The sequence below is a fragment of the Telluria sp. Soil_C_11 genome (assembly GCF_057657395.1).
In genome coordinates this window covers 45,528-59,472 of sequence record NZ_JBDGIN010000020.1, presented here as the reverse complement: position 1 = coordinate 59,472, position 13,945 = coordinate 45,528, and the positions used below count along the sequence as shown (strand labels likewise).

9 protein-coding genes are annotated in these 13,945 nt (G+C 62.9%); 4 read left to right on the top strand and 5 right to left on the bottom strand.

What is annotated here, in order from left to right; all coding sequences use genetic code 11:
* Positions 1–6: 6 nt before the first annotated feature.
* The 3 genes from AC3A6M_RS22155 (at position 7) to AC3A6M_RS22145 (ending at position 3,346) form a co-directional block, all read left to right on the top strand.
* Positions 7–342, top strand: a complete 336-nt coding sequence (locus tag AC3A6M_RS22155) for a hypothetical protein (protein WP_487854879.1) — start codon at positions 7–9, stop codon at positions 340–342.
* Complete coding sequence (locus tag AC3A6M_RS22150) at positions 339–1,850, top strand: hypothetical protein (protein ID WP_487854878.1); 1,512 nt, start codon at positions 339–341, stop codon at positions 1,848–1,850. The genes AC3A6M_RS22155 and AC3A6M_RS22150 overlap by 4 nt, the downstream gene beginning before the upstream one ends.
* A gap of 236 nt (positions 1,851–2,086) precedes the next feature.
* Positions 2,087–3,346, top strand: coding sequence for a glycosyltransferase family 9 protein (locus AC3A6M_RS22145; protein WP_487854877.1), 1,260 nt, complete (start codon positions 2,087–2,089; stop codon positions 3,344–3,346).
* A 24-nt stretch (positions 3,347–3,370) separates the two neighbouring features.
* On the opposite strand, the gene AC3A6M_RS22140 is transcribed toward AC3A6M_RS22145, so the two are convergent.
* From AC3A6M_RS22140 to argA, 5 genes are all read right to left on the bottom strand, one after another.
* Positions 3,371–4,729, bottom strand: coding sequence for a T6SS immunity protein Tli4 family protein (locus AC3A6M_RS22140; protein ID WP_487854876.1), 1,359 nt, complete (start codon positions 4,727–4,729; stop codon positions 3,371–3,373).
* On the bottom strand, positions 4,722–6,419 hold the full coding sequence (locus tag AC3A6M_RS22135) for a lipase family alpha/beta hydrolase (protein ID WP_487854875.1): 1,698 nt from the start codon (positions 6,417–6,419) through the stop codon (positions 4,722–4,724). The genes AC3A6M_RS22140 and AC3A6M_RS22135 overlap by 8 nt, the downstream gene beginning before the upstream one ends.
* A gap of 348 nt (positions 6,420–6,767) precedes the next feature.
* On the bottom strand, positions 6,768–7,424 hold the full coding sequence (locus AC3A6M_RS22130) for a PEP-CTERM sorting domain-containing protein (RefSeq protein ID WP_487854874.1): 657 nt from the start codon (positions 7,422–7,424) through the stop codon (positions 6,768–6,770).
* Between the two features lie 490 nt (positions 7,425–7,914).
* Complete coding sequence (locus tag AC3A6M_RS22125; RefSeq protein ID WP_047823576.1) at positions 7,915–8,187, bottom strand: oxidative damage protection protein; 273 nt, start codon at positions 8,185–8,187, stop codon at positions 7,915–7,917.
* Positions 8,188–8,222: 35 nt separating this feature from the next.
* Positions 8,223–9,545, bottom strand: a complete 1,323-nt coding sequence (argA, locus tag AC3A6M_RS22120; protein ID WP_487854873.1) for an amino-acid N-acetyltransferase — start codon at positions 9,543–9,545, stop codon at positions 8,223–8,225.
* 46 nt (positions 9,546–9,591) lie between these two features.
* Here argA and hrpA point away from each other — a divergent pair, with 46 nt between their 5' ends.
* Positions 9,592–13,860: an ATP-dependent RNA helicase HrpA gene (gene hrpA, locus AC3A6M_RS22115; RefSeq protein ID WP_487854872.1), complete on the top strand. Its 4,269-nt coding sequence runs from the start codon at positions 9,592–9,594 to the stop codon at positions 13,858–13,860.
* Positions 13,861–13,945: the final 85 nt, after the last annotated feature.

Below are 13,945 nucleotides of genomic sequence, written 5' to 3'. Positions count from 1 at the left end.
AGCGGCATGCAACGTTTGTTCGTCCTGATGCCGCTCGCCGCGCTGCTGGGCGGCTGCGCCTGGTTCCACCAGCCGATGCCGCCTGCCCGCGCGGTGGCGCCGGCGCCTGCCAGGCCTGCCGGCCTGAGCGAGGCGGACGGTACGCCGATCCAGAAACTGCCGTTCCGCCTCGGCGTCTCCTCGAACACCGTCGAGAAGATGGCCAGGCAGCAGGCCTGCACGGGCGGGCAGGGCGCCGGCCTCGTCACCGAGCCGGGACCGGTCGAGGTCTACCGCATGCAGTGCAATAACGGCAAGGTGTTCATGGCCCGCTGCGAGCTGCGCCAGTGCCGGCGGATGTGAAGCGCCTGCGCTTGCGGCCCATCCTGCACGCCCAGTCCTTGCGTGCCTTCGCCGTCCAGCTGGCGCTGGTCTTGCTCGCCCTGCTGCTGACCCGGCCGGACAAGTCCGGCGATTTCTTCGAATACGGCGTCACGACCATTGCCATCGCGCGCCACGGCACGCCCGACGTGCGGGTGGACGACGCGGCGCTGGCCGCCGCGCTCTCGCCGGAAGCCGGTTATCGCGACCTGTTCCTGGCGATGCGCGACGGCATTGCGCGCGGCGAGCAGGTGCCCATGCCCGGCTTGTACCGCGGCAAGGATGGCATGTTCACCATCCACTTCTTCGCCTATCCGGCGCTTGCCGCCCTGCCGTTCCGCCTGCTGGTGGAAGCCGGCGCCCCGAATCCGTTCAAGGCTTTCCAGCTCGTGAATTTCGCCGCCCTGTGGCTGCTGGGCCTGGTGATGTTCCGCTTCTTCGGCTCGGGCCGCCGCGCATTCACGGCCCTTGCGCTGGTGCTGGCCAGCGGCGGCATCCTGTACCGCAGCTGGTGCAGCCCGGAGATGGTGACGGCGGCCGCGCTGTTGGCGGGCATGATGTTGTTTGTCCTTGGACGCCCGCTCGCGGGCGGCCTGCTGGCCGGCGTGGCGGCCATGCAGAATCCCTCGCTGGCCTTCTTTTCCGTGTTCGCGCCCTTGTTCGCCGTGCTGGTCGCGCGCGACGATCAGCCCCCCGGCCGCTGGCCGGGCTGGGGGCCCTTGCTGGCCGGCGCCGCGCTGCAGGGCGCGCTGGCGCTGCTGCCGTTCGCCTTTGGACAGTGGCAGTGGGGAACACCCAGCATCATCGCCCAGTATTCGACCGACCGCCAGTTTATCGGGCTGGCGCGGCTGCATTCGTATTACTTCGACCTCAACCAGGGCATGATCCTCGCGGTGCCTGGAATCCTGGTGCTGCTGGCCGGCGCCTTTCCACAACGGCGGCGCAGGCTGGCGCTGGCGGCGGCCCTGCTCACGGTGCTGTTCATGCTGGCGCTGGCGTTGCCGACACTCTCGGCGGTGAACTGGAACGCCGGCGGCAAGGGCATCATGCGCTACGCGTTCTGGGGCGCGATGCCGCTGCTGTTCCTGGCCTTGTCGTGGCTGCGCAGCCGTGCGCAGTGGCCCCGCGTGCTGCTGGGCATGGTGTTCCTGCTGCAGGCAGGGGCGATGGTCCATGCGAGGCAGTACGAGTACACGCAATTCAGTCCGCTGGCGCGTTACGTGCTGGACCATGCGCCGGCGCTCTACGATCCCGACCCGGAGATCTTCTTCGAGCGCAGCCGCAATGCCGACGGCGGCATGGACGCGTCCGGGGTCGCGGTCTATCCGGGCCAGGGCCTGGCGCGCAAGGTATTGTTCAATACCGCCGGCGGCAAGGCCGACCGCCTGCTGTGTCCTGAAGGCCAGCGCTTGTCCGCCGACCTGTCCGTGGTCGAGCTGCGGGGAGGGTGGCGCTACCTGAACGACGCCCCCGCCTGCGTGCTGCCTTAGGTCCCACATCCGGTGTCACATTCGCGGGATTGTCATCGCACGCCGGTCGCGATCGTCTGCTTTATGCCGCAATGTGCGGACATCAGCCCGTTTCAACCGTGCGCACCCGGACTTTTGCAGTGCACCATGCTATCTTCGCCTTGACACAACTTTACGAAATCTTACAGTTCATTTGCAATTTGAGCAGGTGATTCCCCATAGAATTTTCGTATCGTTCACTGCAAGATCGGAGCAATATGAAACGAGCGGGCGATCACTCCATCAGGCTCGATGCCTGGCGTAACCGTAGCGGCAAACCCGCATTCGTCATGCCTTTCAGCGTGCCGGAACCCTCAACGCTCGACGTCCTCCGACGCGCCATGCCGGCCGTCCAGGCGCCGCTGGTCGATGCCGCCTTGCTGCGGCGGGCCGACAAGATCCTCTTCATCGCCCACCTCGCACTCGGCGATTTCACTTACCTGCAAAGCTGTTTCCAGGCCTTTGCGCGGGCCTGGCCGCACCTGAAGATCCATCTCTGGGTCGACGAGCGCCGCCGCACCGGCCGCTCGTCCGAGTGGGCACACCTGAAGAAATACGCGCTGTACGACTGGCTGGCCGAGTGCCCGTACATCGACAAGGTGTACGACGAAACCTACAGCCCGCAGCTGTACCGCGCATCGCTGCAGGATGCGCGCCGGGAAGCCTATCCGATCGTGGTGTCGCTCGCCGTGCTGGAGCGCCACAAATACGCCACCCTGGCGCGCGACATCAGCCCGCATGGCTTCGTGGTCGGGCAGAAGAAGCCGGTGCGGCCTTACGACATCCCCAAGCGCCTCGTCTACCGCAAGCTGGACGCCTTCATTCCGGCCTATACCCCGGCCTCGCATCCGGACCAGCACATCAGCGATATCTACGCCGGCTGGTTCAGCCAACTGTTCGGCGTGGAGATCCCGCAGGCCGCGCGCTTTCCCGTCCTCGATATCGCCGGCAGGTGGACCGATTACGCGCGCACGCAGTTCGCCGACTGGGGTTTCATGCGTGCCGACGGCACACCGTCCCGTGTGGTGTTCGTCAACGCGTTTTCCAAGTCGGTCGAACGCAGCTGGCCGCTCGAAAGGGTGATCGGGCTGATCCGGACCATGCGCTGCGAACCGGACTGGCGCGATGCCGGCTTCGTCGTCAACGCCGTGCCCGAAGAACTGGCTCGCGCCCGCGCGCTGTTCGCCGGGGCGGGGCTCGCGCGCACGCACCTGTTCAGCGCCGAAGACAACTTCTTCCAGCTGCCGGCCATCCTCGGCCTGTGCGAGCTCATCATTTCAGTGGAAACGGCGGTGATGCACCTGGCGAATGCCGTGCATGTGCCGGTGATCGCACTGATGCGCCAGAACAATCCGGAATGGGCGCCGATCGACAGGGCCAACAGCACCGTGATCACGGCGCCGCGGCATGGGGATAGCGTCGACCGGATCGGCGTGCAGGATGTGATGGCGGTGCTGGCGGCGCGCCTGAAGCCCTGAACAGGCATCGGGCAGCCCTGGACGCTACGACGAGGCCGTCCGCGCCTTGCTGCGCCGGTCGACCAGCGTCCAGGTGCTGGGGGTATCGAGCCGGTAGCTCGACTGCAGGCCGCGCAGCCTTTCCCACAGCGTCTGCGGCTGCAGCAACAGGGCCTGCGGCATGCGTTGGCCCTGCGTCAGGAACTGGCGCCGGCCTCCCGCCATGCCGGCGCCGTCACCCCCGTCCCGGCATTGCCACCAGCCGGTTCCGGGGCAGATATCGCCTGCCGATGCGGTGTCGCCCGGCTTCGCGCCGGGCGGCGGTTCGCGTGTCGCCGCCGGCGGGGCGCTGGTCGGACGGACCCGGATGCTGGACGCGATCCTGTCCCATAACTCGACCAGGGCGTCCTCGCCGAGGAAGCTGATGACGGGCCGCGCGCCCGCATTCATGGAGTGGCCGGTCGACATTTCCAGGTGCAGGAAGGGAACGAAGACATTGTCGCTTGTTCCGTTCACTTCCCAGTTGAAGCCGAAGGTGTGGACGAAATTCAGTTCGGTCCATTTTTCCACGATTTCATCCCCTTCGATTCCGTGGATGGTGCGTTTGCCTTTTCTTAGTTTATTCATGAGCGCCTTCTGCCACGCGGGCATCGCCGCATCGACCGCGGTGTCCCGCTCCAGGCGTCCTTCCGCGTCGGGTTGGGTCCCGGCGCGTGTATTGAGCGCCATCGCCAGGTCGGGGTGGTCGGGGAAGCCGGCGAACATCACGACGCCCTCTGTCAGGTCTGCCGGCAGGGGATCGACGAACATGCCGAGCCCGAAGCAGAAGCCCGCGGCGCTGGGGATCTCGTTTGGAGGAACAAGGCGGAGCTTGTCGATGAGTTTTCGAAGGTCGCCTATCTGGTCGACGTTGTAGCCGTCTGTCTTGAAGTTGAAACTCGTGCCTTCGGAATGAACGTAGGCTTCCAGTTTCACATCGACCCACTCCACCGATTTGCCGTGTTCTTGCCCCTTCGTTATCTGGCGACCGAATACGAAGATCTTGCCTGTGAACCCGTTAGCTTCATAATCCTCGATCTTCTCCATATTCTTTTTGCCAAGCTCATTCGGTTCGGCATCAATTTCCGTTTGCCTTGCCAATACGCGGGAATCGAATGCCTGCTTCGTTTCTTTTTGTCCAGAAATCCAAAGTCCGTCGACGAACACCTGGCCGTATGAATGCTCCATGGTTTCAGGCAAGTCGATGAGGAACCTGCCAACACAGGCCGTTTTCATGTGTTGTGTCAGCTGCGTTACTGTGTAGCGATCCATCATCGAACTCCCTATGCCATACAAAAGAAGAACCCCGTAGAGTGTCGCGAGGACACCAATCAATGGATGTGCCTTCTTGCTCCCGTTATCCATGTTTATCCAGTTCCTGGATAACCTTGACGATGCAGTAACAGGTCAACAGGATGGTGTCATGGTGTTTGTAACTTTCCTGATGACGATAACCGCGCATAGCGAATAACTGCTTCACTTTGCCAGCAGGTCCTGCACCGGACTGAAGCGCTACTGTGTCGTCGCCGGCTGACTCTTGTGGCTCTACAGAAAAGACAAGATCCGCCTTGCCTTCAAGGCTGAGTTTTCGTGCGCCGTTCGGTTCATGAGCCAGATACTTAGCACGCTGTATATTTGCGGGCGTCACTGGAACCATCGTGCTGTTGGCTGATTGATGCGCCACCCAGCGAATCTGGCCATAGGCGGGATGCGTCTTGTCGGCACCATAGTAAGCAAAAGTGGCCGGGTGATAATAATCTGCCAGCCAGGTATGGAATGCCTCAGCGGTAGCGATGGCATTTTTAATTTTTTTTATCGCTGCTCCCGCTTTGCTGGCATACAGGTCGGCAGGATCAGCGAGGTCAGGATTGATCAGCCTGTACCATGAGTTCATATCGCGGTACAGATCGTAAGGATTCGGCTGCGATTCATTCGGCAAATGCAAGCAATCGTTCGCGGTTCCCTGCCGTTGGCCGCCAGTCGGACTCGTCATTACTCTGACATGCAGCCAAAGCTTCGGATGAAGCTGATTGGGCAGCAATTCCAGAGCACCGGGCGCAACCGACAGGACGGGCGTCGTATCTTCAGGCCGCCTGCCGGCAATGTCGGCGAATTTGCCAGCCTTGTAATTGTCGATCCCATCGTTGCCCGGGTTCTCGCATTCCGTCCCGCACGCCAGGCGGCGGTAGGCCAGCGGCGCGCCCAGTGCCGGCATGACGCCGTGGATAACGCCCGCAATCCTGTCGGGAATGCGCTTCGCGCAGGCGCGCGCGACCAGGCCGCCCATGGAATGGGTGACGAGAATCACCTTGTCGCATTCGTGCCTGCGTGTCTTCCACCACTTGAGGATGTCGTCGATGCGCCGTTCCAGGCGCTTGGCCGACTCACCGCAGGATTGAAGCCAGTTATAGCCGCAGGCGTAGATGGGATACTGGTACTCGGCATATTTTTCCAATTCGCTTTCCGTCAGCGGCGCCACCGAGCGCACGCCCCAGCGCTGGAGCGGATCGCTCTGCATTGCCTGCATGACTTCTTTCCAGCGAGCGCGTAGTTGGCGCCTGTTGAGCATGTCGAACTGGAACGTCATTTCCAGATGGCTCTGCAGTTCGAACAATAATGTTCCATACGAACCATTGAAGATTTCGCCCCAGCCGCGCTCGCGCATGACGCTACGCTCCAGATGGCAATTGGCAATATCCAATTCACCCGTGTCGTCGACTTCCACATAGTCGGGATGAAGGATGAGCTGGCGCTCCCTCGGGCTGCGCTTTTTCCAATTGCCTGCATAAACGAGGGCCGCCGCATCGCTGTTCGGCGGCCGCCAGGCCGGCTCGCCAGGCTTTAAGGGATAGCCTGGCGGTAACGGACTATCTCGCCTGACACGCAGATTCGTTCCCATGGTTCCCGGAATAAATATGACAGGAACAACTTTGTTAGAACCTTTGTACACCAGGCCCCGCGTCTTGAAACTGGTCGGCGTCAGAACAGTACGCACATGGAGGCTGCCGTCTTCATTGATGACGGGATCTTTTAAACGCCGCAATGGATCTGCCATGTCTGCCTTTCCCGGTAAAAAACTGAGAAAGACAGACGCGTGGCCAACCCATTAGGTTCCGGGCAACTTAAAGCGCACGATAGATCGTGGGCAAAGGATGACTTACGCAATGTGCAGTGCACAAAGTTATTGCGTCACATAATCTTTTTAAAAGAAACGTTGTGGGGAAGAACAGAAAAGAGATGTACCGAATGGCAGTGGGTTGCGCAGGAAGCGCAGCCGGAAGGAATATATTTGACGGAGGATCCATACCCAGGTGAACCGGAAGAGCATGAAACGTGGGCTTGTCGAGACGGACAAACCCACGCATTCGGCTGCGCCAAGCCTTCCGGCGCTTATCCAGGTGTTTTACTTGTGGTACTTCCGGCGCATGCCCTGGATCCCGAGCAGGCCGAGGCCCAGCAGGGCTAGCGTTCCGGGCTCCGGTACGGGGTTGTATCCGCCCACCCCGCTGATCCGGAACTGGCGTCCATCGTCGATGTCGATGGCCCTCAGATCGTCACCAGTCGTCCTGCTGTCGATGATCACCTTGCTAATCGTGGTTCCGCTATCGGCAAGGATCGTCAGGAAGTTTTGTCCATTGTTAACGTCGAAGTTGAAAGTCTCAGTACCGGCGTTCGTGATTACCGAGATGAGTGCCGTACCAGTTAACTTGTTCGGCGTGTTGAGATTGAAAATGAGGTCACCAAACGTGGTATTCGGCTCCTGAAGATAGACCTCGAGGTAGCGGAACGCGCCGTCTACGGCCTCGACCCGGGCTTGACCGCTGGCCGGCGTAATGAGGTTTTCATTCGACGTGAACGCAACCACGGTGCTGGTCTGATTGGTCCGGCCTGTCACCGTCAAGGCAGGTCCTGCCGTGCTGCCGGCGCCATTGAAGACAATGTTTTGTTCGTCCGGTTGTGGGTTGTTTCCTTCGATAAAGACCACCCCTGCGCTAGCGGGAGCGCTCAGCACGAACATTGTCGCTAATAGCGATCCTGCTACTGCAATCTTCTTTTTCATCTTTAACTCCTCGGAAAGTTTTGGAAACTGTAAGAGAACTAGAAACATGTAGCTCTTGTGCTGATCGCGTCTTGTGACTCTAAGGATTAAAGATTCTTAACCTTGATTATCAAGAAGGAGTCAACATAGCCCGCGACGAGGAGTATGCAAACAGCATGCCAAATCGATATCCCATTGAATTTCCAAGGATTTGTGGCGAAGTATCGTCTTCGTGTGACTTTTTGTAAGCCGTCTCGACAGACTGTTAGGTTGAGGAAAGAAAATAGAATTGGAACAGTAATCAGGAAAAACTTTAGCGAAAAATCGGATAACGGTATGAAACCTTACCGGCTAAAAGATAACAGGCAAATAAACTCGCCCCTGAAGCAGGCTGAGTAAGTGTAAAAATTCTCGACAAAGCACCTGGGTGACTGGCTGGTGAATGTGACTGGAAGGAACGCCAGGAAGAAGAAGGCGGCGCAGGACACGCCGCCTGGAGGGAAGAAAACGCTCAGGCAGTCGGCGGCACGTAACCGGCGGCCTCGTCGGCGCCTTCGCCGAAGAAATGGCGCTCCATCTGCGTCGCCAGGTATTTGCGGGCGCGGGCGTCGGCCATGTTCAGGCGGTTTTCGTTGATCAGCATGGTCTGGTGCTTCAGCCAGCCCTGCCACGCTTCCTTGGACACGCTTTCATAGATCCGCTTGCCCAGTTCGCCCGGGTAGGGCGGGAAGTCCAGGCCTTCGGCTTCCTTGTTCAGTTTGATGCAGTGGACGGTGCGCGCCATGTTGTTGCTCCTGAATGATCTTCGAAAAGCGTCAATTATAAAGTCTTGATGAAAATCTGCGACCGGCGCTGCCAGTTATACATGTGGGCGCGGTCCTTCGGCAGGTCGTCCACGGTGGCGGGCACGAAGCCGCGTTTCTTGAACCAGTGCGCGGTGCGGGTGGTCAGCACGAACAGCTTGGTCAGGCCGGCGGCGCGGGCGCGGTTTTCGATGTTCTTCAGGATGCGTTCGCCGTCGCCCTGGGTCTGGGCGTCCGGGCTCACCGTCAGGCAGGCCATCTCGCCCATTTTTTCGCCCGGGAAGGGGTACAGGGCCGCGCAGCCGAAGATCACGCCGTCGTGTTCGATCACGGAGAAATGGTCGATCTCGCGTTCGATCAGCTCGCGCGGGCGCTTGACCAGGGTGCCGTCGGCTTCCAGCGGCTCGATGAGCTTGATAATTCCGCCGACGTCCTCAATTGTGGCTTGTCGCAGGCTTTCCAGGTTCTCGTGGCTGATCATGGTGCCCACGCCGTCGTGGGTGAACAGCTCGAGCAGGGCCGAGCCGTCCAGCTGGAAAGGCACGATGTGGGAACGGTCGACGCCGCTGTTGCAGGCCTTGATGGCGTGCTGCAGGTAGAACGAGGCGTCGGACGGCAGGAAGCCCGCCTGCAGCACGGCTTCGGCCTGGTGCGAGGAGAGTTCGCGGATCTCGGCGCCGGCGGCATCCGTCATCATCGGGGTCTCGGTGATGAAGATGAGCTTTTCGGCATGCAGGGCGATCGCGGCCTGCGACGCCACGTCTTCCATGGTCAGGTTGAACACTTCGCCGGTCGGCGAGAAGCCGAGCGGGGACAGCAGCACGATATTGTCTTCGGTCTGCAGGATCGGGTGGATCTTCTCGGCCGCGATCTTGCGCGTGACGCCGGTCAGTTCGAAGTCGATGCCGTCGATGACGCCGAGCGGGCGCGCGGTGACGAAGTTGCCCGAGACGATGCTGATATGGGCGTTCGACATCGGCGTGTTCGGCAAACCCTGGCTGAATGCCGCCTCGATGTCCAGGCGCAGCTCGCCGGCCGCTTCCTTCGCGCATTCCATGGCGGCGGTGTCGGTGATGCGCACGCCGTTGTGGAAGCGCCCCTCGACGTTGCGCAGCCCGAGCTGCTCGGCGACCTGGGGCCGCGAGCCGTGCACCAGCACGACGCGGATGCCGAGGCCGACCAGCAGGGACAGGTCCTGGGCCAGTACCGGCAGGGCGCCGGCGGCGACGAGTTCACCGGGAAAGGCGACGACGAAAGTCTTGCCGCCGAATGCATGAATATACGGCGCGACCGAGCGCAGCCACTGGACGAATTGGGTAGGGTTTTCCATTTGCCGCATTATAATTGGCTGCGCGACTTGCGCACCAAATACCTTGTAAAAATCAATGTCAGAACAGAGTAACAAGCCTTCGCCGGGTCCGGCGCGCACAGCTTCCCCCGATCGCAATCCCAGCCAGCCACGCAAGGACGCGGGCCGCATTGACACGCGCGCGCCCTTGACGAAGACGCCGGAGCTGCAGGCCAAGCCGGAACGCGTGCACCGCGAGGCCGGCGAGCGCCGCGGCGGGGGGCAGGGTGGACGCAACGCGCAAGGTGCGCTGGCGAATGCGCTCGCGGAGGCGCGCGTGCGTGCGCCCGCGGCCGCGCCGCAGGCGGGGGCAGGTGCGAAGGAACGCAAGGCCGGCGACGGCAATCGCAATGAGAAACCGCGCAACGAGCAGCCGCGCGGCGAACGCAAGCCGCCGGTGCGCACCCCGCTGCCGCCGATTGTCTTCCCCGAAGACCTGCCGGTTTCCGGCCGCCGCCGGGAGATCGCCGAAGCGCTGACGAAGCACCAGGTCATCATCGTGTCCGGCGAAACCGGCTCGGGCAAGACGACCCAGTTGCCGAAGATTTGCCTGGAGCTGGGCCGCGGCGAAAAGGGCATGATCGGCCACACCCAGCCGCGCCGCATCGCGGCTTCAAGCACCGCGAAGCGCATCGCCCACGAGCTGGGCACGCCGCTGGGCGAGCACGTGGGCTACAAGGTGCGCTTCAACGACACCCTGCAGCCGGGCGCCTGGGTCAAGCTGATGACCGACGGTATCCTGCTGGCCGAGACCCAGACCGATCCGCTGCTCAAGGCCTACGACACCATCATCATCGACGAGGCGCACGAACGCAGCCTGAACATCGACTTCCTGCTCGGCTACCTGAAGCAGGTCCTGCCGCGCCGCCCGGACCTGAAGGTGATCATCACCTCCGCGACCATCGACGCCGACCGCTTCGCGCGCCACTTCGGCACGCCCGAGAAACCGGTGCCGGTGATCGAGGTCTCGGGCCGCCTGTACAAGGTCGAAGTGCGCTACCGCCCGGTCGACCGCGACCCGGTCTCCGCTCCCGCAGGCAGCGGCGATGCGGGCAAGCCGGTCTCGAAGGCCCAGGCCGCGCGCGACAAGCGCGACCTGATCGACGCCGTGGTCGACGGCGTGGATGAACTCTGCCGCCTGGGCCAGGGCGACGTGCTGGTGTTCCTGCCCGGCGAGCGCGAGATCCGCGACTGCGCCGAAGCCTTGCGCAAGCAGCACCCGCCGCACGTCGAGATCCTGCCGCTGTTCGCCCGCCTGTCGGTCGAGGAGCAGGATCGCGTCTTCAAGACCACCAACGCGCGCCGCATCGTGCTGGCGACCAACGTGGCCGAGACTTCGCTGACGGTGCCCGGCATTCGCTACGTGGTCGATTCCGGCCTGGCCCGTGTAAAACGCTACAGCTACCGCAACAAGGTCGAGCAGCTGCAGGTCGAGGCGATCGCGCAGTCCGCCGCCAACCAGCGCGCCGGCCGTTGCGGCCGCGTGGCCGACGGCGTCTGCATCCGCCTGTACGAGGAAGACGATTTCCTGCAGCGTCCGAAATTCACGGACCCGGAGATCCTGCGTTCTTCGCTGGCGGCCGTCATCCTGCGCATGAAGTCGCTGCACCTGACCGATGTCGAGACCTTCCCCTTCGTCGAGCCGCCGCAGGGCCGCGCGATCGCAGACGGCTACCAGCTGCTGCAGGAGCTGGGCGCGGTCGACGACGCCAACGAACTCACGACTATGGGGCGCAAGCTGGCCAAGCTGCCGCTCGACCCGCGCGTGGGGCGCATGATCCTGGCGGCGGTCGACAACAACTGCCTGACCGAGATGCTGATCATCGCCTCGGCGCTGTCGGTGCAGGACCCGCGCGACCGGCCGATGGAATACCAGCAGCAGGCCGACGAGAAGCACAAGAAATTCGCCGACGAGAAGAGCGAGTTCCTCAGCTATATCAAGATCTGGCGCTGGTTCGAGCAGGCCATCGAGCACAAGAAGAGCAACCGCCAGCTGATGGAAACCTGCCGCGAGAACTTCCTCTCGCAGCTGCGCCTGCGCGAGTGGCGCGACGTCCACTCGCAGCTGCTCACCATCGTCAGGGAGCAGGGCTGGCGCCTGAGCGAGGCGGCGGCCACCTACGAGCAGCTGCACATGGCGCTGCTGACCGGCCTGCTGGGCAACATCGGCTACAAGATGGAAGACGACAGCGGCGCGTATCTTGGCGCGCGCGGCATCAAGTTCCACATCTGGCCCGGTTCCTACCTGGGCAAGAAGGCCGGCAAGTGGGTCATGGCGGCGGAGCTGGTCGAGACCACCCGCCTGTACGCGCGCACGCTGGCCCAGATCCAGCCGGAGTGGGTCGAGAAGATCGGCGGGCACCTGCTGAAGAAGTCCTGGGGCGAGCCGCGCTGGGAAAAGCGCAGCGCGCAGGTGACGGCGTCCGAGCGCGCGACCCTGTACGGCATCGTGGTCTACAGCCAGCGCCGCATCAACTACGCCAGCATCAACCCGCAGGAAGCCCGCGAGATCCTGATCCGCGACGCGCTGGTGGCGGGCGACTACGAGACGCGTGCGCCGTTCTTCGCCCACAACCACAAACTGATCCGCGAAATCGAGAACCTCGAACACAAGTCGCGGCGCCTCGACGTGCTGGTCGACGACCAGCTGATCGCGGCCTTCTACGACAAGGAGATCCCGGGCGACATCGTGAACGGCGCCGGCTTCGAGAAGTGGTACAAGGACGCCTCGCGCGACAATCCGAAGCTGCTGTTCCTGAACAAGGAAGAGCTGATGCGCCACGAGGCGGCTGGCGTCACCACCGAGCTGTTCCCGAAGACGATGAACGTCACCGGCATCGAGATGGGCCTGAGCTACCACTTCGAGCCGGGCAGCCCGCGCGACGGCGTGACCCTCACCGTGCCGCTGTTCGCGCTGAACCAGATCCCGCAAGAGCGCCCGGGCTGGCTGGTGCCGGGCATGCTGAAGGAGAAGGTGCAGCTGCTCCTGAAATCGCTGCCGCAGAAGCTGCGCCGCCACTGCGTGCCGCTTCCCGATTACGCGGCCGGCTTCTTCGAGCGCAACCAGGACCCGGTGCGCTTCGGCAGGGGAGACCTGATCGACGCGCTGATCGCCGACATCCACCAGCACACCAGCGCGCGCGTGCTGACCACCGACTTCAAGCTGGAGACCCTGCCGGCCCACCTGTTCATGAATTTCAAGGTGGTGGACGAACATGGCCGCCAGCTCGACATGGGGCGCAACCTGGCGACCCTGCAGGCGGAGCTGGGCGGGCAAGCCCGTCAAAGCTTCCAGCGCATGGCCGAATCGACGCCGGCCCAGGTGGCGCATGGACAGGCGCGGGCGCAGGCGGCGTTCGGGAAACCCGTAGCGCCGGCAGCGGCCGCGGCGCCTTCGCCCGCCGCGAAGGCGGCCCCGGCCCCGGCCAATGCCGCCGCCAGCCAGCAGCCTGCGTCGGCCACCACCAACATCACCAGCTGGACCTTCGGCGAGCTGCCCGAGCTGCTGGAGATCAACCAGGGCAAGCTGACCCTGATCGGCTTCCCCGCCCTGGTCGACAAGGGCACGCACTGCGACCTGGAAGTGTTCGACGACCCGAACGTGGCTGCGCGCACCCACCGTCTCGGCCTGCGCCGCCTGTTCGCGCTGCAGTTCAAGGACCAGCTGAAGTTCGCCGAGAAGAACATCCCCGGCCTGCAGCAGATGGGCATGCAGTTCATGTCGGTCGGCTCGCCCGAGGAGCTGCGCGAGCAGATCGTCAACAAGGCGATCGACATCGCCTGCCTGCAGGATCCGCTGCCGACCGACGCCGCCTCGTTCAACAAGCGCAAGGACGAGGGCAAGGGCCGCATCGGCCTGCTGATCAACGAGATCGCGCGCCTGGCGGGCCAGATCCTGGCCGAGTTCCACGGCATGCCCAAGCGCCTGCAGAACCTGGCGCCGGCGGTGGCCGCCGACATGCAGGGGCAGTTGAAGGAACTGGTGCACAAGCGCTTCATCGCCGACACCGAGTACAGCCAGCTGGCGCACTTCCCGCGCTACCTGAAGGCGATGAACGTGCGCCTGGAAAAACTGCGCACCAACACCGCGCGCGACGCCCAGCTGATGGCGGAGTGGCAGACGGCGGCGAGCCAGTTCCAGCGCACCATCAAGAACCAGCCGCTGAAGAACCTCGATCCGCGCATGACGGACTTCCGCTGGATGCTGGAAGAGCTGCGCGTGTCGCTGTTCGCGCAGGAGCTGAGGACGCCGATGCCGGTGTCCTCCAAGCGCCTGCAGAAGGTGTGGGAGTCGATGTTGCGCTGATCGAAAATGCTGTCGATCAAACACTGTTTTTCTGGCAAGCTGGCGTCTGGGTAAATCACGGACGAGTAAAGCGATGGAATTGAGG